General features: G+C 38.8%; 22 protein-coding genes and 1 tRNA gene. 11 read left to right on the top strand and 12 right to left on the bottom strand.

Annotated elements, in window-relative coordinates:
- Positions 1-44: 44 nt before the first annotated feature.
- The 8 genes from A7A78_RS09490 to A7A78_RS09455 form a co-directional block, all read right to left on the bottom strand.
- Positions 45-440, bottom strand: a complete 396-nt coding sequence (locus tag A7A78_RS09490) for an acyl-CoA thioesterase (protein WP_068762215.1) — start codon at positions 438-440, stop codon at positions 45-47.
- Positions 437-1,789 carry a magnesium transporter gene (mgtE, locus tag A7A78_RS09485; RefSeq protein WP_068762214.1) on the bottom strand — a complete coding sequence of 451 codons (1,353 nt, stop codon included), beginning with the start codon at positions 1,787-1,789 and terminating at the stop codon, positions 437-439. Before mgtE ends, A7A78_RS09490 begins: the two co-directional genes overlap by 4 nt.
- Positions 1,779-2,561, bottom strand: a complete 783-nt coding sequence (gene rsmA, locus A7A78_RS09480; protein ID WP_068762213.1) for a 16S rRNA (adenine(1518)-N(6)/adenine(1519)-N(6))-dimethyltransferase RsmA — start codon at positions 2,559-2,561, stop codon at positions 1,779-1,781. The genes mgtE and rsmA overlap by 11 nt, the downstream gene beginning before the upstream one ends.
- Positions 2,561-2,869, bottom strand: a complete 309-nt coding sequence (locus A7A78_RS09475) for a DUF4286 family protein (protein WP_068762212.1) — start codon at positions 2,867-2,869, stop codon at positions 2,561-2,563. The genes rsmA and A7A78_RS09475 overlap by 1 nt, the downstream gene beginning before the upstream one ends.
- A 117-nt stretch (positions 2,870-2,986) precedes the next feature.
- Positions 2,987-4,768 carry a tetratricopeptide repeat protein gene (locus A7A78_RS09470; protein ID WP_068762211.1) on the bottom strand — a complete coding sequence of 594 codons (1,782 nt, stop codon included), beginning with the start codon at positions 4,766-4,768 and terminating at the stop codon, positions 2,987-2,989.
- 168 nt (positions 4,769-4,936) lie between these two features.
- Entirely contained in the window at positions 4,937-6,673 is a 1,737-nt protein-coding gene (locus A7A78_RS09465) for a T9SS type A sorting domain-containing protein (RefSeq protein WP_068762210.1), read from the bottom strand.
- Between the two features lie 211 nt (positions 6,674-6,884).
- Complete coding sequence (locus A7A78_RS09460; protein WP_068762209.1) at positions 6,885-7,487, bottom strand: hypothetical protein; 603 nt, start codon at positions 7,485-7,487, stop codon at positions 6,885-6,887.
- A 92-nt stretch (positions 7,488-7,579) separates the two neighbouring features.
- Entirely contained in the window at positions 7,580-8,143 is a 564-nt protein-coding gene (locus A7A78_RS09455) for a DUF3109 family protein (protein ID WP_068762208.1), read from the bottom strand.
- Between the two features lie 141 nt (positions 8,144-8,284).
- On the opposite strand from A7A78_RS09455, the gene A7A78_RS09450 reads away from it, so the two are divergent.
- Both A7A78_RS09450 and A7A78_RS09445 read left to right on the top strand, forming a co-directional pair.
- Positions 8,285-8,866: a MarC family protein gene (locus A7A78_RS09450; RefSeq protein WP_068762207.1), complete on the top strand. Its 582-nt coding sequence runs from the start codon at positions 8,285-8,287 to the stop codon at positions 8,864-8,866.
- Between the two features lie 5 nt (positions 8,867-8,871).
- On the top strand, positions 8,872-9,069 hold the full coding sequence (locus A7A78_RS09445) for a hypothetical protein (RefSeq protein ID WP_068762206.1): 198 nt from the start codon (positions 8,872-8,874) through the stop codon (positions 9,067-9,069).
- A gap of 7 nt (positions 9,070-9,076) precedes the next feature.
- On the opposite strand, the gene A7A78_RS09440 is transcribed toward A7A78_RS09445, so the two are convergent.
- From A7A78_RS09440 to A7A78_RS09425, 4 genes are all read right to left on the bottom strand, one after another.
- Positions 9,077-10,675 carry a S41 family peptidase gene (locus tag A7A78_RS09440; RefSeq protein WP_068762205.1) on the bottom strand — a complete coding sequence of 533 codons (1,599 nt, stop codon included), beginning with the start codon at positions 10,673-10,675 and terminating at the stop codon, positions 9,077-9,079.
- A complete protein-coding gene (locus A7A78_RS09435) occupies positions 10,675-11,109 on the bottom strand; it encodes a deoxycytidylate deaminase (protein WP_068762204.1) in 435 nt (144 codons plus the stop codon). Before A7A78_RS09435 ends, A7A78_RS09440 begins: the two co-directional genes overlap by 1 nt.
- 182 nt (positions 11,110-11,291) lie before the next feature.
- The gene (locus tag A7A78_RS09430) at positions 11,292-11,870 is read right to left on the bottom strand and encodes a HupE/UreJ family protein (protein WP_068762203.1); all 579 of its coding nucleotides are present in this window, start codon (positions 11,868-11,870) and stop codon (positions 11,292-11,294) included.
- A 108-nt stretch (positions 11,871-11,978) separates the two neighbouring features.
- Positions 11,979-12,060 (bottom strand) — tRNA-Leu (locus A7A78_RS09425).
- 123 nt (positions 12,061-12,183) lie between these two features.
- On the opposite strand from A7A78_RS09425, the gene A7A78_RS09420 reads away from it, so the two are divergent.
- The 9 genes from A7A78_RS09420 to A7A78_RS09380 all read left to right on the top strand — a co-directional run bounded on the left by A7A78_RS09420 (position 12,184) and on the right by A7A78_RS09380 (position 21,419).
- A complete protein-coding gene (locus tag A7A78_RS09420) occupies positions 12,184-13,122 on the top strand; it encodes a ribose-phosphate pyrophosphokinase (protein WP_068762202.1) in 939 nt (312 codons plus the stop codon).
- Between the two features lie 122 nt (positions 13,123-13,244).
- On the top strand, positions 13,245-13,892 hold the full coding sequence (locus tag A7A78_RS09415) for a 50S ribosomal protein L25/general stress protein Ctc (protein ID WP_068762201.1): 648 nt from the start codon (positions 13,245-13,247) through the stop codon (positions 13,890-13,892).
- A 169-nt stretch (positions 13,893-14,061) separates the two neighbouring features.
- The gene (gene pth / locus A7A78_RS09410; protein WP_068762200.1) at positions 14,062-14,706 is read left to right on the top strand and encodes an aminoacyl-tRNA hydrolase; all 645 of its coding nucleotides are present in this window, start codon (positions 14,062-14,064) and stop codon (positions 14,704-14,706) included.
- A gap of 2 nt (positions 14,707-14,708) precedes the next feature.
- The gene (locus tag A7A78_RS09405) at positions 14,709-15,641 is read left to right on the top strand and encodes a bifunctional riboflavin kinase/FAD synthetase (RefSeq protein WP_068762199.1); all 933 of its coding nucleotides are present in this window, start codon (positions 14,709-14,711) and stop codon (positions 15,639-15,641) included.
- On the top strand, positions 15,634-16,971 hold the full coding sequence (locus A7A78_RS09400; RefSeq protein ID WP_068762198.1) for an HTTM domain-containing protein: 1,338 nt from the start codon (positions 15,634-15,636) through the stop codon (positions 16,969-16,971). The genes A7A78_RS09405 and A7A78_RS09400 overlap by 8 nt, the downstream gene beginning before the upstream one ends.
- A gap of 42 nt (positions 16,972-17,013) precedes the next feature.
- A complete protein-coding gene (gene serS, locus A7A78_RS09395) occupies positions 17,014-18,285 on the top strand; it encodes a serine--tRNA ligase (RefSeq protein ID WP_068762197.1) in 1,272 nt (423 codons plus the stop codon).
- 48 nt (positions 18,286-18,333) lie between these two features.
- Positions 18,334-19,116, top strand: a complete 783-nt coding sequence (locus tag A7A78_RS09390; RefSeq protein ID WP_068762196.1) for an enoyl-CoA hydratase/isomerase family protein — start codon at positions 18,334-18,336, stop codon at positions 19,114-19,116.
- A 15-nt stretch (positions 19,117-19,131) separates the two neighbouring features.
- Positions 19,132-19,557: a hypothetical protein gene (locus A7A78_RS09385; RefSeq protein ID WP_068762195.1), complete on the top strand. Its 426-nt coding sequence runs from the start codon at positions 19,132-19,134 to the stop codon at positions 19,555-19,557.
- 38 nt (positions 19,558-19,595) lie between these two features.
- Positions 19,596-21,419 (top strand): Xaa-Pro dipeptidyl-peptidase, encoded by a 1,824-nt coding sequence (locus A7A78_RS09380; protein ID WP_068762194.1) that lies wholly within the window; start codon positions 19,596-19,598, stop codon positions 21,417-21,419.
- Positions 21,420-21,486 lie beyond the last annotated feature (67 nt).

The raw sequence follows: 21,486 nt of genomic DNA, 5'->3' as shown, positions 1-21,486 counted from the left end.
ATTGAAAATAATAGTTTTGAAGGCTACTTCCCTAACTTCATATTTTAAATGAAAAGGTTTGAAATTTCCTCCGTAATTTTTGTGGGGCGAAATGTTTTCGCATCCAAAAAGCACCAAAGCGTGGTAGCTTCAACGATAATTTTTCCGTCAGTGGGACGGATTATTTTATAATGCCGTTCGCTTTTTACGCCTTCGTAATTGTCAATCCACGTTTGCGTTTCAAGTTCTTCGCCTAAAAAGGAAGGGTTTTTATAGGAAATAAAATGGTTCAAAACCACCCAAACATTTTGTTCGCGCTGCGCTTCCGAAGTTTTTGAAATCCAATGTGCTTCCGCGGCATCCAAACACCATTGCAAATAAGTTACATTATTTACGTGATTCAAACCATCAATAGCTGAAGCGGGAACGGTGAAACGCTGTTTGAAAATTTCAGATTTCAAAAGCCTAAAATTAATTTCGCAATAAGAAAATAGGTAAGTATTCCGAAAATATCATTGCTTGTGGTTATAAACGGTCCCGTTGCTACGGCAGGATCAATTCCTCTTTTATCTAAAAGAATGGGAATGAATGTGCCAATCAAAGCTGCAAGAATAATAACAGTTATAATTGCGATACCAATACTAATGGATTCGAGATAAGAAGTAAAGAAAAGAAAATGGCTAATAACCAAAACAACCAAAGCGATGGCAATTCCGTTAACGAGCGCTAGCAAAGATTCTTTCAATAATCGTGTTATAATATTTCCTTTTATGGTATCATTCGCCAAACCCTGTACCACAATGGCGCTGGACTGTACGCCAACATTTCCTGCGGTTGCTTGAATTAGCGGTACAAAAATTATGATTTTTGGAAAAGTGGTCATCATGGATTGGAAACCTGTAATGATGCTAGCAGCTCCCAAACCGCCCAACATTCCAATCATCAGCCAAGGTAAGCGGGCTTTTGTAAGCTTAAAAATACTATCATCCGCCTCAACGTCCTGCGAAATACCGGCAGCCATTTGGTAATCTTTTTCGGCTTCTTCTTTAATGAAATCTACAATATCATCAATGGTAATTCTTCCCACCAAAATTCCTTCGTCATCAATTACGGGAATGGCTTCCAAATCGTATTTCTGCATAATTCGCGCAACGTCCTCGGCATCGGTATGTACGTTTACATAATCTACCTTTGGAATATAGATATCGCTGATGTGCGCACGTTCCGGCGCTGTAAGTAAATCCTTTAGGGAAAGTCTTCCCTTTAATTTTCCGTGTCTGTCGGTAACATAAATGGAATGTACTCGGGTAACGTTTTCAGCCTGGCGGCGCATTTCACGAACACAACCAGCAACGGTCCAAGTTTCTTTAACGCGAACCAATTCCTTCGCCATTAAACCACCCGCAGTATCTTCGTCATAGCGCAACAGATCCACAATATCTGCGGCGTGCTCTTCATCCTCAATATGGTCGATTACCTGTTTTTGAATATGGTCGTCAAGCTCGGCGATAATATCGGCCGCGTCATCGGTGTCCATTTCATCAAGCTCGTCAGCGATTTCAGAAGGGGAAAGATTGTCGAGAATGCGTTCCCTAAAATCGTCATCCAACTCCATTAACGCCTCACTGGTAATTTCGCTGTCGAGAAGTTTTACCAAATAGGTAGCTTCTTCGTGATTTAGTTCTTGAAGCAATTCGGCAACATCGGCAAAGTGAAAATCGTCCAAGAGCCCTTTCAGCGCATCGCCATCATTGTTGGCGATGTACTGTTCAACTTGCTCTATAAACTCTTCAGTCAGTTCAAATTGCATCGTTTTCCAGTTTTTGTGTAAGGGCTATAAATTGCGAAACGGAAAGTTGTTCCGGGCGTAGGCCAAAGATAGCATCTTCTTTTATTTTATCGGAAAGATTGAAGGATTTTAAACTGTTGCGAAGTGTTTTTCTGCGTTGCTGAAAAGCAGTTTTTACAACTTTATAGAGCATTTTTTCATCACACGGAACCGAAAAATCTTCTTTTCTTTTTAAACGAAGCACGCCGCTGTCCACTTTTGGTGGCGGATTGAAAACCGAAGGCGGCACCGTGAAAAGATATTCCGCATCATAAAAGGCTTGTGCCAAAACCGAAAGAATTCCATAAGCTTTGCTGCCTTCCTTTTCACAAATGCGCTGGGCAACCTCTTTTTGAAACATTCCCGTAAATTCTGGAATTCGCTCTTTCCATTCCAACATTTTAAAAACAATTTGGGTTGAAATATTGTACGGAAAATTACCTGTAATGGCGAATTGTTCCTCCCCGAAAAGTTGTGAAATATCGTACTTCAAAAAATCCGCTTCAAGGATTTTAAGATTTTTATCGGGATAATTTTCCTCCAAATATGCAATGGATTCCGTGTCGAGATCCATCGCGATAACTTCTACATTTTTTTGAATTAAATATTTGGTGAGCACGCCCATTCCGGGACCGATTTCCAAAACGTTTTTATAGCCTTTCAGCGTCAAGGTATCGCCAATTTTTTCAGCAATAGTTTCGTCTTTTAGAAAGTGTTGGCCTAAGTGTTTTTTGGCACGTACTTCTTTTCCCATCAGTGTTCGCTTACAATTTCAAGTTCGGTGCGGAATGCTACAAATTTTCCCTCAAAAGGTTTGCTTTGCGCGCGAAGTTCGGCTGCATTTTCTGCATAATATTTTTGAAGTGTTTCCTTGCTGTCGGTTGTATATTGAATCGAATAGGTAATTCCGCCCATTTCTTCCTTTATAACTACACGTGTCATCAAAGCCTTGCTGAATTTTCCAGTGGCGAGCATGGCGGGAATGTGTTCGGTTTTCATCCACTCAAGCCAGCGGTCGTGGATGGTTTCTTCTATGTTTATGGTTACGTTGTAGATGTACATGTTTTTTTAAATTCCAATTTTCAAGTACCAAATTCCAAAATCATTTAATCCAAATTTGTATTCCGATTTGGAATTTGGTATTTGAAATTTGGTGCTTCTTAGGTTTGGTGCTTTTTTTTAATTTATAGCATCCCCCCGCAAAGCACGATACTTTTTCCGTGCATCCACAAAATAAATACTGTCCGCAAAGTTGAAAATGATCGCTTCGTATTGTGACTTTGCTTTATCGGGCTGGTTTAGCTTTTCTTCGTAAATTTTTGCCAAGCGGTAATGGGCGTCGTCGGCTAAAATATCTTCGTTGTAAAACTCTATTATTTTAAGGTAATTGGCTTCGGCTTTTTCGTATTCACCTTTCTTTTCATAAATCTCTCCTTGCTTTAAAAGAGCTTCATCCTCTATCTTTTCGCCTTTGTTATTGGTTAAAATATCTTCTAAAATAACGATAGCATCTGCGTGTTTGTCCTGAAATTCCAAAAGATCAGCACGCGCATATTTCTTTAAAGCAGTTTGGGTGGAATCTTCCAAGGAATTATCGCGAATAAGCAAACTGAGCTGCATGGCATCATTCGCCATCAGTTGTGAAGTAGATTTTTTAAGTACGTCAAGTTGCACCTGTGCCCATTCAAAATCGCCTTTAAAATAGCTGGTGCGTGCCACTTTAAAACGGGCTTCCTGCGCAAGTACATCGCTCTGCACTTTTTTCTGTATTTGGGAATAATAAATTAAAGCTTCGTTGAATTTTTCATCAAAAACCAAAATATCTGCCAGCTCCATTTTTACCCGAGCCTCTTGATAGACGGTTAAATCTTTTTTTGCTAATGTTTTCAGGTTTTCAATAGCCAGTTCTTTTTTGTTGTTTTGAAAAGCCAAAAAGTGGTTGTAGTCAATCTGAAGCAAATATGTTTCACGGTTTCGGCCAAACTCATCGAGCAGCTTTTCAAACTTTTTTTCAACTTCAGTATATTCTTTAGGTTTGGCAGTTTTCACCTCCGTCTTCATCAAAATTTGATTGCCCTGCAGTTTGTTTTGTGGTGTAAAGGAATTTTCAATAATGTAATTTACTATTTCCCTTCCTGTTTCGTAATCTTCATCAGCAATAGCAATATAGGCCAGGTCCGTTATACCACCAAGATCTTCGCCAATTCGCTTGTAGATTGCTTTTTCCTGTGTAAATGCTTTTTTGTATTCCTTTTGCTGAATAAATAACCAACTCAGCAATTCGTTATAAAGCACATCCGGATTTTGCTGGGAACGTTGCAACAAGGTTTTTTTAAGAAGTAAATTGGCTTCATTGTTTGGATCTTCAGTAGTGTAAAGACTGAAATAACGCTGTGCCGTGCCCTTGAAAGCAACATTTTTTTCTACCAGCCCGAGGTAGCTGTCAAACATTTTCTCCAATTTTCCTTGCTCGCCGTAAATCTGCGCAAGTTGCATGTTAAAATCTATTTTATCGCTGAGTGCCATTGCTTTTTCATAAGCTATTACGGCTTCGTCTAAGAGGCTGTATTTTTCAAAAGTATTGCCAATATTGTATGCAAAATTTGGATTTACATCAATTGCCGATATGGCTTTATTGAAATTGGTGGTGGCGAGTTCCGTTTGGTTTTGAAGTGAATAATTATAGCCCAGTTCCACATAAAGTTGGGGGAAATTGCGCCCATCTGCCAATTTATTTTTTAAAAGCGTTTCGGCTTCGGTGAAATTTTCAAGTTGTTGGTTGCTTTCCACCATTCCTAAGAAGTAATCCAGTCTATATGGACTTTCTTTACTCAGTTTTTCATAAATGCGCAAGGCTTTTTCAAACTGGCCCTGTTCAAAATAGTTTTTGGCCAAAGCATCGCTTTGCGAAAAGCCCGCAGTAACTACAAAAAAGAATAAAATGAAAAGAAAATTGCGCATGCCGTAAATATAAACAAATGACGTGACTGCTATTGGTTTTTATAGAAATTTATCAAAAACAAAGCCGCAATTTTTACTTTTCAATATGTTTTATCACTAAATTTTTTAATAAAAAAAGGGAGCCGCTTTAAAGCAACTCCCCTCTTTTCAACATCAAACAATCTCCTCTTATTGTTTAATGAATTTGTATGTGGCCGATTGGCCATTTACGGCTAATTTCAATAGATAAACCCCCGGAGAAAGGCTCGCAACATTTATTGAGCCTTTATTTTGGTTGATGGAAGTTTCCATAACTTTTTGGCCCAGCAATGAATAAATTGCAACATTCTCAATTGTATTATTTGCTGAAAGGTTTAAGGTTTCACGGGTTGGATTTGGATAAAAAGTGAAGCCTTCAAAGCTGTTTTCTTGGTTTCCAAGGATTACTGCCTTGGCATCAAAATACAATCCATAGCCAAAAGAGCCCCCGCCACTGGTTCCTGCAAAAGCCATACAAGGCAACTCATCATTTGTTTCAGCAATAGCTGAAGCAAAACCATCGAATACATTCAGTCCTGTGTCACCCACTCCTTCAAAAGGACCAAATCCAGTACCATCATATTGAAAAGAACGGTTTAGGTCATTTTCCGAATCATCAATATCATCGCGAACGTAAGCTGTTTCGATAACCTCATTATTGTTTATTTTTCGCATCCATGTATCAATATGTGCAATGTTGGCATCTGAACCTGCACCTATATATGATATTGGTGCGAAGGCAGCGCCACTTTCTCTTCGATACCCTTGGCCAATATAGGAATCTGAGCTTCCAGCAGTGCGGGAAGATGTAATTATCAATACCTCGTCAGTTGCAAAATCTTTACGTGCAGCCCTAATTGTAGGGTTTAATGATTCTGTTGATGCTCCAGGCGCAACAGTTTCGTTGGAACTCCACGATGCAGGATCATTATAATTTGAATTTGCTGCTGCGTATAAGCTTCCCGAAGATGCTCCAGTAAACGTTGTATAACATCCACCATTTAATCCATAGGTAAATTCAACTTGCTGACCGCAAAGGCCTAGGGTTACTTCATCAATCCAATCAAAACCATAACTGCCTGAGGTGCTTCTGGCAGAATGTACTTCGGTACAACTAGTTGTTTTTTCATAGGTTGCAAAACTGCGCTGTGAAGCGGTACTCACAGGATAATTACGATCCACACCAAAATCTGTAACACTGGAAGCTATAACTTGGGCATCAAAAGCACCTGTAGCCATATTCCAACGCCAAGCCTGAAAATTTTCTGAATCGGTTACTAGATAAGCAAGTAAATAATCGTCGCCATCCCCATCCATGGACATTATTTGCATTTTGCGCATCGGTGCGGTTACTCCAACTTTCTGCCATTCTTGAAATGTAACACCTGCATCTACTGATCTGTATAAAAAGATAGAATCAAATGTTCCTCCAAAGTCAATGATGTTTTCATACACTCCAATATAAATATCACCATCAAGGGTAACATCCATATCTACGGCATCAATATAATCATCTCTTAAAAGTCGGTCTGTATCCCAATCTTCCGGATAATCTGGCGCTCCGTCTCGCACCAATATTTCAGAAGGAGTATAGACTCCATTTATGGGAAGGTTTTCAACCGTTTCCGGCAATTTATTGGTAACAATAGGTTTGTAGAGCGTAGCTACATTAGGGTCAATGTCTTGCCAAGCGTTTTTGATGGCAAGTCGGTTTGCGTTAATTTCTGCCGCGGTTCCGTTCTGTTCAAGAGCTTTTGCCTCTTGGTACAAGGCTTCAAGTTCGGGTGTTCTTTCAGGAACAATAGTTGTGTTCCCGCTTAAATCTGATTGTGCAATCCCTGTGATTATACAAAGTGAGCACATTAAAAAGGTAATTACGTTTTTCATGATTACATGTTTTTAATTAATACTTGTTTATTTCACTTTATAATTGGAGGAGTTTTGCTAATAAGTGAGTTAATAATCTAAGGCAAACTTAAGGCACGTATTCGCGAAGTGATATAAGCATTGTATCAAAATCTATAACATATGTAACACAAATGAAAAAAGCCGAAAACACTGGCGTTTTGGGCTTTAAAAGATAATTTTAAAGGAGTGTTTATCCTAACTTTTCCAAATCTAATTCATCAATTGCATCCCAAGTTTCATCAAGATCCATGTTTTTTCCGTTGGCTTCAAGATAGAAACGGTTTCCTTCCATTAGCTGGATTTTACTGTTATTATTACCGGATCGATATTCCTCAATAGCTTTTTTCCCGTTCTTGGTAACTGTCTTGCGGGAGCCGTTCTCATCTTCTTCCTCAAAATCCTGTGACATTACCATTCTCAAACCAGCCGTAGCTGCTGCGCCCACTTGTCCTGCGCCATCAATAATATTAATTGTAAATCTTTTTGACTTGTCTTCGTTTGCATAAGAAGCTTCAATAGAAGAGATATTCATCATTCCCGCTTGGCCAGCTTTATAGCTTATACGCTTCATACCTTCAACTTCCTCGGGCAGCCAAGACTTTAATTCTTCGTTGGTGAGTGGTGTGGTTTCTTGCAGTTCCTTTATATCGTCCTGCATTTTGTTCATTTCCTGCACCGCATTTGTTGAATTTGAAACGGCGTCTTTTGTTTCCTTTATTTTTTTACTCACGGGATTGTCTTTACAGCTTACCAAAGCCGAAAAAACAAATAAGGCCAATACATACTTTTTCATAATTTAAAAATTTAGTTTGTTGAATATTGAACACTAATATAGTCAATATCAAAAAATTATACCTGAAAATTAAAAGAAGATATGATGAAGCATTACATTTCCGAGGCTACTTTTTCAAGCTCGGCATACCAGTTTTCACCAAATTTGCGAATAAGGGCAGTTTTCACAAATTTATAAACCGGCACTTTTAGTTCTTTTCCTAAAGTACAGGCATCGTCACAAATGGGCCAACGGTGGTAATTTACTGCAGCAAATTCACTGTAATCCTGCACGCGAACAGGATATAAATGGCAAGATATAGGTTTTCTGAAATCAATCGCGCCCGCATTGAATGCGTCTTCAATACCACAACTGGCTATACCTCTGTCAGTAAAAGTAACGTAGGCACATTCCTTTCCGTCAACAAGTGGGGTTTCCAATTCGTCAAGATCCGTCTTAATGTAAGTGCCCTGTTTTTCAATTGCCACTATTCCTTCAGGTCTAAGAAAGGGTTTCACTTTTGGGTAGATTTCTTTTAAAATCTCCACTTCCTCTTCGGTTATAGGGGCTCCCGCCTCACCTTCAATACAGCATGCACCCTTGCATGCGTTGAGGTTGCACACAAAATCTTTTTCGATTAAATCTTCGGAAACTATAGTTTTACCCAATTGAAACATGCTGCAAAACTATGAAATTCCAACGTACAAGCACCAAATTCCAAATAAAAAGAGGGCGATGGTTTTACAAATAAAACTTCCTTCGGAATTCTTCTATAGAATGCAACATTAAACATATTTTTGCATCCTTAATGAGAAGCTATGGTTTTAAATTTTAAGGAAATCGTTACGGCCACGATGGTGCTTTTTGCGGTTATTGATATAATCGGCAACATTCCTATTATTATTGGGCTTCGCGAAAAGGCCGGCCATATCAATTCTGGAAAAGCTTCCATAATTGCAGCCATAGTGATGATTGTTTTTCTTTTTTTGGGCGAAAGTATTTTAAAACTTATTGGCGTAAACGTAAATGAATTTGCCGTTGCAGGTGCGTTGATACTTTTCTTTATCGCGTTGGAAATGATTCTTGGTGTTACACTATTTAAAGAAACGGATACTAGCCCAGATTTGGCTACCATTTTTCCATTGGCGTTTCCGCTCTTGGCCGGGCCGGGAAGTTTAACAACCTTGCTTTCACTAAGGGCGGAATATGCAATACAAAACATTATTGTGGCTATACTGGTGAATATCGTGATTATTTATGCAGTATTAAAGACTTCGGGAAGATTGCAACGCTTTTTGGGAAAGAACGGAATTGCTGTTATCCAAAAAATATTTGGTGTAATTTTGTTGGCGATTGCAGTGAAGCTTTTTACTTCAAATATTCAAGAACTTTTTAATTAGAACGCATGAAAATTTTTATCTACATTTTGATGGCACTCTCCTTGGGATTGGTTGTTTTCAATTTGACCAAATTGGATTTTGACCATTTGCTGGGAAAAGACAGCTCGGTAGCAGTTATTGGTATTTTGGCGGGATTATGTGCAATTTTGATGCTCGGCATTTTGCTTATTTCTAAGAAAATTGCCGCAAAAACAAAAAGGTAAATTCCTATTATTTGTCTAAATGGTTATTGGCTTCCAGCTCCAAAACCTTTAGTAGCATTGGATCGGTTTCATTTAGGATTATTTCGTATTCGTTAGGCCCAAAAAGTTGCTGGGCAATGTTTGCTTTCAAGGTTCTTTTCAATTCTTCGGTATAGTTTGAAAGATTTATTTGCGCTTCGTTGAATTTTGCATATTCTATAAATTCTTTGGAAAGATTATCGTCCACTTTAAAATTCTTTCTAAAATCGTTGAATTTAATTCCCTTAAAAAGCGATCTGTTTTTTTCGAGATATTCAAAAATGAAATAACTCATAAACCCGCTTCTGGATACATATTGAAGCGTTTCATTTTCCACACTTGTGTCTTTCGGCACAAAAACATCGGGGATAATTCCACCGCCACCGTAAACAATTTTCCCTTTTGGGGTAACATATTTTAGGGAATCTGCAACTTTGATGCTGTCTGCGTGTATCAGTTCGCCGTTGCGGTACCGTTTTTCGTAATCGCTGTAATAGGTATCATTCCCATTCCCATAAGGCCTTTGAATGGAGCGACCTGTTGGGGTGTAATATCGGGCAATTGTGAGGCGTACGGCACTGCCATCGCCAAGAGACATTTCGCGCTGCACCAATCCTTTTCCGAAAGAACGGCGCCCGATTATGGTTCCTTTGTCATTATCTTGAAGCGCTCCCGCAACAATTTCACTGGCAGATGCTGAATTTTCATTAATCAAAACATACAATTTGCCATGTTCAAAATCGCCTCGGCGCGTTGCATAACTTTTGTTGATGTCACCGCTTTTGTTTTTTGTGATCAAAACCAACTTATCTTTTTCCAAAAACTCATCAACTACCCTTTCGGCTGTTGAGATATACCCACCAGGATTGTCACGAAGGTCTAAAACCAATTTTTTTATGCCTTGGTCTTTTAGATTGTCAAGTGCGTTTTCAAATTCTTTAAAAGTGGTTTCAGAAAAACGGTTCAGCTTTATATATCCCAAATCGTCATCCAATTTATAGGAAGCATCTACACTCACAAGTGGCACTTGCTTTCTTCTCACTTTTATTTCAAGAACTTTCTTTTCGCTCGGGCGGTAAACATCTAATGCTACTTTGCTGTTTATTTCACCTTTTAAATAATTGGAAATGCTGTCGCGCTGCACCAGTTCGCCAAAAAGCTTTTTCCCGTCTGCATATAATATTCTGTCTCCGCCTTTAATTCCAGCTTGGGCGGCAGGTCCGCCTTCAATGGATCTGATTACGGCAATGGTATCTTTATAAATGTAGAAGCTTACGCCAATACCAATGAATGCACCCCGCATATCGTCCGCATTATGCGCATATTCACTTTTAGGAATATAGACTGAATGTGGATCAAGATTTTCTAAAATTCCGTTTACGGTAACGTCAACAATACTGTCAGTATTCACGTTATCTACATATTCGTAATCTATGTAATCAATAAGCTTGTTGAGTTTATCTTTTTTTGATTTTGTGGCGAAGATTTTTTCAGTGTTATCGTCAAAATTGAGTTTTGACCCAATAAAAACACCTGCGGCAAGCGCCAGTCCAATCCACAAAGGCAAGTATTTTTTTTGATTTCCCATTATTCTATATCCAAATCTGAAATGTGCTGTATGCTCACGCCCGCTTTTTCAAGAAAAGCAATTCCGGAGTTGTCTTTATATTCATTGTAATAAACCATTCTTTTTATACCAGCTTGGTGAATTAATTTGCTGCATTCCTTGCAGGGCGACATTGTTATATAAAGCGTTGCACCCTGACACGCCTGTGTTGACGATGCTACTTTTAAAATTGCATTTGCTTCGGCATGCAGCACATACCATTTTGTGTAGCCTTCGTCATCTTCGCAAATGTTTTCAAAACCAGTGGGAGTTCCATTATAGCCGTCGCTGATAATCATTTTATCTTTCACAATAAGTGCGCCAACCTGTCTTCGCTTGCAATAAGATAATTTGCTCCATTCTTGGGCCATCCGCAGATAGGCAATATCGTACTTGCGTTGTTTGCTGTCCTTCATACTTTTAAATAGACAACGAAATTACTTTGAAGTTACGCCACTGCCAAAAAAAATGTTGTTAAGTTATTGCCAAATGAGTTTATGCGTTGAGAAGTCGATTGGTTGAGGAGTTGAGGGGCCAAATAAGAAATTAACAAATAAAAAAATCCAAAGCGCTCTACCCACTAACGAAAACCAGTTCTTTAAAAAATCCAATTGTTGATGAGCATCGGGATAATCATACCTATAACCAATGAAGAAACCACCAAAACCCAATCGCGTTTGTTAAAGCGGAAAATGGTTTGGAATATGAAGGCAATTATCAAAATAATAATTACAACTATTATTTGTGCAGTTTCAATACCTAAGGCAAATTCCAGCAATGACAGAATTCCACCACCGCTGTCCAGTGCAGTGAAAAAAGAGGCAAATCCCAACCCATGGATTAATCCGAAGAAAATGGTGACTATATAAAAAATGCCCATTTTCTCCATTTTTTTCTCTTTCCCAGCAGTGAAAAGATTAAAAAGCGCCGTAACCAAAATTGTTACAGGAATTAAAAATTCAATAAGCTTTCCTGAAACAGTTACCACATTATAGCTTGCCAACAGCAATGAAATTGTGTGGCCAATGGTGAACATAGTCACCAAGAGCAGTAATCTTTTCCAAGAAGAAAAAGTATAAGCGGCGCAGAGCACGATCAAGAATAGAATGTGGTCATAGGCTTTCCAGTCCAGCACGTGGTGGAGGCCAAGGTTAAAATACAACCAGAAATCAGACATTGGGGATAGTGGTTTTTCAAGGTTTGCCCAAATATAGTGATTGTGGGGAAGATTTCTAATTAATTAGAAAAATAAAAACCCCATCATTTCTGATGAGGTTTTGCTTTGTACTCGAGGTGGGAATCGAACCCACACTCCCGAAAGAACTGGATTTTGAATCCAGCGCGTCTACCAATTCCGCCACTCGAGCAAACGGGAGGCAAAAATAAACAAATATTTATAATTTCATTAATTTTTTATGAGGCTATTTTTTTAAATATCGCTTGCTATTAATTTTTACCTTTGCTACCTAAATAAACCAAAACCACAAATTATGTCAACCGCTGTTCCGGAACCAAAGATTTTTGCCTGTAAACAAAGTGAAGCGCTCGCGCAGGATATTGCGAATGCATTCGGAATTTCATTGGGAAATGTAATCACCGCCCATTACAGCGATGGTGAATTTCAACCTTCCTTTGAAGAATCGGTCCGCGGAAGCCGTGTTTTTTTGATTGGCTCCACATTTCCGAACAGCGACCATTTAATGGAACTTTTGTTGATGATTGATGCCGCAAAACGAGCTTCAGCACGACACATTACAGCAGTACTTCCTTATTTTGGTTGGGCGCGCCAAGACAGAAAAGACAAGCCTCGCGTTCCCATTGCCGCAAAATTAGTTGCAAAAATGTTGGAAACGGCGGGAGCAACTAGAATCATTACAATGGATTTACACGCTGACCAAATTCAAGGATTTTTTGAAAAACCTGTGGACCATCTTTTTGCCTCCACAATATTTTTGCCTTATTTGAGAAGCTTAAATTTGGAAAACCTAACAATCGCTTCCCCAGATATGGGCGGTTCAAAACGTGCCTATGCCTATTCAAAGTTTTTGGAAAGCGATGTGGTAATTTGTTACAAACAACGTGAAAAGGCAAACGTGATTTCCTATATGGAATTGATTGGCGATGTAAAAGGGAAAAATGTAGTGCTGGTTGATGATATGGTAGATACTGCGGGAACGCTTACAACAGCTGCAGATTTGATGATGGAGCGTGGCGCACTTAGTGTTCGCGCAGTTTGTACACACCCGCTTCTTTCAGGCAATGCTTATGAAAGGATTGAAAAATCACAGCTTTTGGAATTGATTGTTTCAGATTCCATTCCCACAAAACCGCATAATAAAATCAGGGTTATAAGCTGTGCAAAATTATTTGCAGATGTTATGTTGAGCGTTAACGCGAATAAATCTATCAGTTCTAAATTTTTGATGTAGAATTTTTTTCATAAGAAAAAATCAAATTTCCTAAACTGATAATCCAAAATAAAAATTATCTTTGCACTCCCTAAAAAACAGCTTTTTAGGGAGTTTTTTAATAAATAAACAATTCAAACAAAATGAAATCTATTACAATTAAAGGATCACAAAGAGAAAGCGTGGGCAAAAAAGCAACGAAAGCCCTACGTAATGCTGGAATGGTTCCTTGCGTAGTTTACGGAGGGGATGAGCCAATAAGCTTTTCAGCAGAAGAAATTGCATTTAAACATTTGGTTTACACTCCAGACGTACACACGGTTGTAATCAACTTAGGTGGCACAAAAATCAACGCCATCCTTCAGGATATACAATTTCACCCAGTGACTGACAGTATTCTTCACATCGATTTTTATCAAATTTTTGATGATAAGGAAGTAACTATGGAAATTCCTGTCCGTACCACAGGAAATTCCCGTGGTGTTCGTAACGGTGGGGTTTTGCGTATTGTTAACCGTAAGCTTCGCGTAAAAGCATTGCCAGAAAATCTTCCAGATTTTATTGAGGCTGACATTACCGAAATGCGTATTGGCAACAAAATGTACACCAAGTCTCTTAAAACAGACAATTACAAAATTATGCACCCAGAAAACACTGTTATCTGTCAAGTTAGAACTTCACGTACTGCTATTGCAGAAGTGGAAGAAGATGATGCTGAAACAGCCGAAGGTGCAGAAGGAGAAGAAGTTCCAGCTACAGAAACCGATGATGTTGCTGCAGTAAAGGAATAAATTTCTTTTTAAGAAGATTACCCAAAAGCATCCCGTTAATTCGGGGTGCTTTTTTTATTTTTACCGAAGAAAAGCCGAAATTCCAAATTACAAGTACCAAATTCCAAATAGATTCCATTTTTTTGAAAAGTGAAGAGAGGAATTTTAAAAAATAAAATTTTGAGATAAGATGAATATACTTTCAACTTTTAGAAAATTATTTTCGGCAAAAAGAGAAAATTCCATCATTTTAGAAGTAGCAGATCCCATGAAAAAATTTCTTATTGTTGGCCTTGGCAATATTGGCCCCAAATATGCAAATACCCGCCACAACATCGGTTTTAAAGTGGTCGATTTTTATGCTGAAAAGAATTCACTTACGTGGGAAACAGCAAAGTTGGGTGATGTTGCATCACATAAAATTAAAGGAAGAAACTTGATTTTTCTGAAGCCGAGCACTTATATGAATTTAAGCGGAAAAGCCATAAATTACTGGCTGGAAAAAGAAAAAATTCCACTTGAAAACCTACTTGTAATTACGGACGATTTAAACTTGGCTTTCGGAACAATTCGAATAAAAACCAAAGGCAGCGATGGTGGCCACAACGGTTTGAAAGATACTCAAAACACATTGCAAACCACCAACTACAACCGCTTCCGTTTTGGAATAAGCGATGCTTTTGCCAAAGGAAGACAAGTAGATTACGTTTTGGGCGAATGGGAAAGTGAAGAAGAAAAACAGCTTCCCGAACGGCTGGAATTGAGTTGCAACATAATAGAATCTTTCGCTCTCGCAGGAATAAACATTACAATGAATACCTTTAACGGAAAATAATTTTGAAGAAATATTCCTCAGCTTCCAACTACAAAAACGAACGCCAAAGTGTTGTGACCATTGGCACTTTTGACGGTGTGCATATTGGCCACAAAACCATTTTGAAACGTGTTGTTGAAACTGCAAAGAAGGAAAACCTGGATTCTGTTGTGCTTACTTTTTTTCCACATCCGCGAATGGTGCTTCAACAAAATTCAGATATAAAACTTTTAAACACCATTGAAGAACGCACCCAATTGCTAGAAAAAACTGGGCTTGATCATTTGGTGATCCATCCGTTTACCCACGCTTTTTCACGGTTGACCGCTTTGGAATACGTGCGCGATATTTTGGTAAATAGCCTAAAAGCAAAAAAAATAATCATCGGTTACGACCATCGTTTTGGAAGAAATAGAAATGCCGATATTGAGGATTTAAAGGAATTCGGGAAAACATATAATTTTGAGGTTGAAGAAATTTCAGCAAAGGAAATTGACGACGTAGCCGTGAGTTCTACAAAAATTAGAAAAGCTTTGGATGCGGGCGATGTTGAAACCGCAAACAGTTATTTGGGCTATAATTTTATGATTTCCGGTGAAGTAGTTCGGGGAAAAGCTATTGGACGGACCATCAATTACCCAACTGCAAATTTAAAACTGAAGGAAAACTACAAGCTTGTTCCAAAAAATGGGGTTTATGTTGTTCAATCACAAATCAATTCAGAAAAAATCTTCGGCATAACAAGCATTGGCACAAATCCAACTGTTGGTGGAAAAGAAAAAACCATTGAAACCCATTTCCTGAACTTCAACAAAGATTTGTACGGAAAGGAAATCACCATCGAATTCTTAAAATTCATTCGGGACGAAGAAACTTTTGATTCTGTGGAAATTCTTCGACAGGAAATTATAAAGGACGAAAAATTCGCAAAGCAATATTTACAGGAACGTGAATAAATTTCTATTTAAACAAATAGACAATATTGGGCTTGTTCTTTTTAGGGCGGTCTTCGGACTTTTGATTGCTACGGAAGCCTTTGGTGCCATTTTTACGGGATGGGTACACGACGTTTTGATTGAGCCACCCTTCACCTTCAACTTTATTGGCTTTGATTTTTTACAATATCTTCAAAATGACATACTGTATATTTATTTTACATTAATGGGCATCTTCGGCATTTTTGTGATGTTGGGCTACAAATATCGCTTGAGTATGGTTGCTTATGCCATTATGTGGACTTGCGTTTATTTATTGCAGAAAAGTAGCTACAACAATCACTATTATTTAATGATGCTTTTGTGCTGGATAATGGCCTTTCTTCCCGCCAATCGTTGGTTTTCAGTAGATGCTAAAATAAATCCTAAATTGAAAAATCCTTCAATGCCGCGTTGGGTACTTTTGGTTTTGATATTCCAAGTTTGGATTGTTTATACCTACGCTTCCGTGGCAAAAATGTATCCAGATTGGCTCGACGCCTCCATGCCCGCTTTGTTAATGAGCAGTAAAAGTGATTTTTGGCTGGTTGGGGAATTGTTGCAAAAAAGTTGGGTGCATTGGTGCATCGCTTATACGGGCCTTTTTTTCGATTTGCTCATTGTGCCTTTAATGCTTTGGAAACGCACACGAATGTTGGGTTTTATCATTTCAATATTTTTTCATCTTTTCAATTCGTTTATTTTCCATATTGGTATTTTTCCCTATATGTCAATCGCTTTTGCGTTGTTTTTCTTTTCGCCGGAAATACTTCAAAAACGTTTTCTTCCGAAGAAAAAATTATATACAAAAGGCGAAGTAATTGTTCCGAATTATAAAAATGCACTAATAGCAGTCTTCGGAATTTACTTTGCTTTTCAAATTGGTTTGCCGGTGCGCCATTGGTTCTTTAAGGATGATGTGCTTTGGACCGAAGAAGGCCACAGGCTTAGTTGGAGGATGATGCTGCGGTCCAAAAACGGAAGCCTTACAGTTTGGATAAAGGATAAGGAAACAGGCGAAAAATCGCGTTATAATTACAGTGAATTATTGGGAAACAAGCAAGCGGGAGCCGTTAAAACCAAACCGGATTTAATGTGGCAACTTGCCCAAAAGATTAAAACTATTGAAGCCGAAAAAGGTAAAAACGTTGCCGTTTATATGGAATCCATGGTTCGTGTGAATGATGGCATTTATCATCCCTTTATCGATCCAAATGTAGATTTGGCGGCAGAGGAATGGAGCCATTTTAAACATAGTGAATGGATTTTGCCTTCGCCGGAGGATTATAATGAAAAGCCTACTGAAGAATAAGGTGATTTTCCTAACTTTGACTTCTCAAAATAAATTAGGAAAATGCTACAAGTAACCGACATTCGCGAAAACAAAGAAAAATATATAAAAGCCCTTGCCAAACGTGGCATTGACGCTGCTTCCGTTTTGGAAGAAGTTTTAAATGTTGATGAAGAACGCCGCAGTTCGCAAGCACAGTTAGATGAAGTTTTGGCGCAAAGCAATTCCTATTCAAAGGAAATCGGGAAACTTTTTCAGAGTGGCGAAACCCAAAAAGCAAACGAGCTTAAGGGAAAAACAGTTGAATTGAAGGAATCTTCAAAACAATTGAACGAGCAAATGGTTAATGCTGCTGAAAAATTACAGCAATTGCTTTACACACTTCCAAACATCCCAAATGATTTGGTGCCAGCGGGAACTGATGAAAACGATAACGAAGAGGTTTACAAAGAAGGCGAAATTCCAAAATTGGTTGAAGGCGCGCTTCCACATTGGGAACTTGCAAAAAAATATGATTTAATCGATTTTGAACTTGGTGTGAAAATAACGGGCGCAGGTTTTCCTGTTTACAAAGGTAAAGGCGCGCGTTTGCAACGTGCTTTGATTTCTTACTTTTTGGATAAAAATACTTCCGCTGGTTACACCGAATACCAAGTTCCGCATTTGGTGAACGAGGCTTCGGGCTACGGAACTGGGCAATTGCCGGACAAAGAGGGACAAATGTACCATGTTGGCATTGACGATTTATACTTGATTCCAACAGCCGAAGTTCCCGTTACAAATATGTTCCGTGGCGATTTGCTGAACAATTCAGATTTGCCAATTACTTGCACGGGTTATACACCTTGTTTCCGACGTGAAGCTGGAAGCTACGGCGCACACGTTCGCGGCTTGAACCGTTTGCACCAATTTGATAAAGTGGAAATAGTTCGCATTGAGCATCCCGATAATTCATACACGGCTTTGGACGGAATGGTGGAGCACGTAAAGGATATTCTTCGCGAATTGAAATTGCCGTACAGAATTCTTCGTCTTTGCGGCGGTGATTTGGGTTTTACTTCTGCATTGACGTATGATTTCGAAGTATTTTCAACAGCGCAGGACCGTTGGTTGGAAATTTCCTCAGTTTCAAATTTTGAAACTTTTCAGGCGAATAGATTGAGACTTCGTTTTAAAGATACTGACGGAAAAAACAAACTCGCGCACACATTGAACGGAAGTGCTTTGGCATTACCCCGTGTTTTGGCCGGAATTCTTGAAAATTACCAAACTGAGGATGGAATTAAAATCCCCGAAGTTTTGGTTCCGTATTGCGGGTTTGATTTTATAAAATAATTTTTTGTGATGTGGACAAACATCACTCACATTTAAAAATATATAAAAATGAGTTACCAAAACATACTTTCGGAAACCGAAAACGGTATCACTACAATCACTATTAATCGCCCTTCAAAATTGAACGCATTGAATCGTGAAACAATTCAAGAATTGCACGATGCCTTCGAAGAAGCCGAAGATTCGTCAAAAACGAAAGTTGTAATTATCACCGGAAGTGGCGAAAAAGCATTTGTTGCTGGCGCAGATATTAGTGAATTCGCAGATTTTTCAGTTGAAGAAGGTGGAAAATTGGCAGCAAAGGGACAGGAACTATTGTTTGATTTTGTAGCGAATTTTTCAAAACCAGTAATTGCAGCGGTAAACGGTTTTGCCCTCGGCGGCGGATTGGAACTGGCAATGGCGGCACATTTCCGCATTGCTTCAGACAACGCAAAAATGGGGCTTCCCGAAGTTTCATTGGGCGTAATTCCAGGTTACGGTGGCACGCAACGTTTGCCGCAATTAGTTGGAAAAGGTCGCGCGATGGAAATGATAATGACCGCCGGAATGATTGATGCCAATCAAGCGCTTCAGTACGGTTTGGTAAACCATGTAACAACTCCCGAAGAATTGATTGAATTTACTGGAAAAATAGCTGGAAAAATAATGAGAAATTCTTCCGTTGCTATTGCATCTGCAATTAGAGCTATCAACGCAAATTTTGAAGATGGCGAAAACGGATTTGAAGTAGAGATTGAGCAGTTCGGAAACTGTTTCGGCACCGAGGATTTTAAAGAAGGTACACAGGCTTTTCTTGAAAAGAGAAAAGCGGATTTTCCGGGGAAATAATATTTAAAATAAAAGATGAAACATGTTTTAGTAGTATTAATGCTACTTCCGTTATTCTCATTTGCTCAAAAAATAGATCAAAATTATTTTATAGGGAAATGGGTAGCTGAGGCTAAAGGAGAGGGTAAAATTGAGGTTGGCTTTATAACATTCACTGAAGATGGTTTCGCTTTTATGGAATTGGATGGCCAGATTTTAGGTGGAAAAGAGTTCATTACTTTAAAGGAAGAAAAAGCATCCTTAACCTATGAAGTAAATACAGATGCAGAACCTATAAAAATTGATTTTATACTTACAGTATTATCAACCCAAGAACAACGCAGCTTATCCTGTATAGCAAAGCCTATAGATGATAACACTATGTGGTTTACAGTTAATTCTGAAGAGATAGAGATTACAGATTTTACTGATAAAAATTCCATAGTATTGATTAAGGTTTAATAACTCTTTTACTTTCTGAAAAAATAAATTCTTTAGTTATGAAAAAATATATTCTATTAAGCTTCATTTTCGCTTTTACGTTGCAGCTAATCGCCCAAGAAAAAGCAGAACCTTGGTTTAAAGATGGAGAAGCCCAAATTGTTCCCGCTTTTGAAAACCAAAAAGATTGGATTAGAACTGATCTGTGGGTTGAAACCACTTTTGACACAGACAGCGACGGCAAACCAGACCGCATGCACGTTGACGTTACAAGACCAAAACAAACCGAGGATGGATTGAAACTTCCCGTAGTTTATGAATCCAGTCCCTATTTTGCGGGCGTTGCTCCCGAAGTGGAAGGTGCCTTTCACGACGTGCACCACGAACTGGGAGCGGAAGAAAAAGAGATTGTGCATCCTTCAGTAAAAAGGCTTGGGGAACGCCCCATAATTTCAAATTCCCAAATTAAAACCTGGGTGCCGCGCGGTTATATTGTTGTGCATTCCTCCTCTCCCGGAACGGGGCTTTCACAAGGCTCCCCAACCGTAGGCGGCGATAATGAATCCCTCGCGCCAAAAGCGGTGATCGATTGGCTAAATGGCCGCGCAAAAGGCTACACAACTCCCGATGGAAACGAAGAAGTAAAAGCATATTGGACTACAGGAAAAGTTGGGATGACGGGAACTTCCTATAACGGAACCATTCCGCTGGCTGCTGCAACCACGGGCGTTGAAGGGCTTGAGGCAATTATTCCCATAGCACCAAATACTTCCTATTACCACTATTACCGTTCAAACGGATTGGTTCGCTCGCCCGGCGGATATTTGGGGGAAGATGTTGATGTACTTTATGATTTCATAAATAGTGGCGACGAATCAAAACGTGCACATAACAATGAAACCTATCGGGATGACGAAATAAAAAATGGAATAGATAGAAAAACCGGCGATTACAACGAGTTTTGGGCTGGGCGTGATTATTTAAATGATATGAAACCGATGAAAGCCGCCCTGTTTATGTCGCACGGTTTTAACGATTGGAACGTAATGCCCGAGCACAGTTACCGAATTTATAAAGCTGCTGAGGAAATGGGATTGCCCGTAAAAATTTATTACCATCAATACGGCCACGGTGGTCCGCCGCCGTTTACCATGATGAATAAATGGTTTACGAAATATCTCTTCGGAATTGATAACGGGATTGAAAAAGGTCCAAAAGCATGGATTGTCCGCGAAAATGATAAAAACGACAACCCTACACCCTACGCAGATTATCCAAATCCGGACGCTGAAAACGTTACGCTTCATTTAAATTCTACCTCACCAAATGAAGGGGTTTTGGCTATAAAAAAGAAGAGTACTGTTCAATTACAAGCTATGTTGAGAGATGATTATAATTTTTCTGGCGATTCACTTGCACAACTTTCAAGTTCCATTCATAGATTATTATTCACAACTCCTATTTTAAAGGAAGATTTACACCTTTCGGGTCTTTCTAAATTGAACATCAAATTAGCAAGCAGCAAACCCGCGGCAAACCTTTCCGTATATATGGTTTCCTTACCTTGGAATACAGATAAGAATGCAAAAATTACCGATAATATAATTACCCGAGGCTGGGCGGACCCTCAGAATTCCAAATCCATTTCTGAAAGTGAACCTTTAAAACCGGGTAAATTTTATGAACTATCGTTTGATCTTATTCCCGACGATCAAGTAATTCCCGCAGGACAGCAAATTGGGCTGATGATTTTTTCTAGTGATAGCCAATTCACGCTTTTGCCGGAACCGGGAACTATTTTAACCGTTGATTTGGACAAAACTACACTTGAAATTCCAGTTGTTGGCGGAAAGGAAAAATTTGAAAAAGCAATAAATAAATAGGATTATTTCCAATTATAAAAGGATTATTTCCAAATAATAATTAACTTTGAAGAAATCCAATCTTCAA

The sequence above is a fragment of the Aequorivita soesokkakensis genome, assembly GCF_001641085.1.
GTDB classification, from domain to species: domain Bacteria; phylum Bacteroidota; class Bacteroidia; order Flavobacteriales; family Flavobacteriaceae; genus Aequorivita; species Aequorivita soesokkakensis.
The sequence above is the reverse complement of the archived record's forward strand: the minus strand, read 5'-3'. Positions and strand labels throughout refer to the sequence as shown.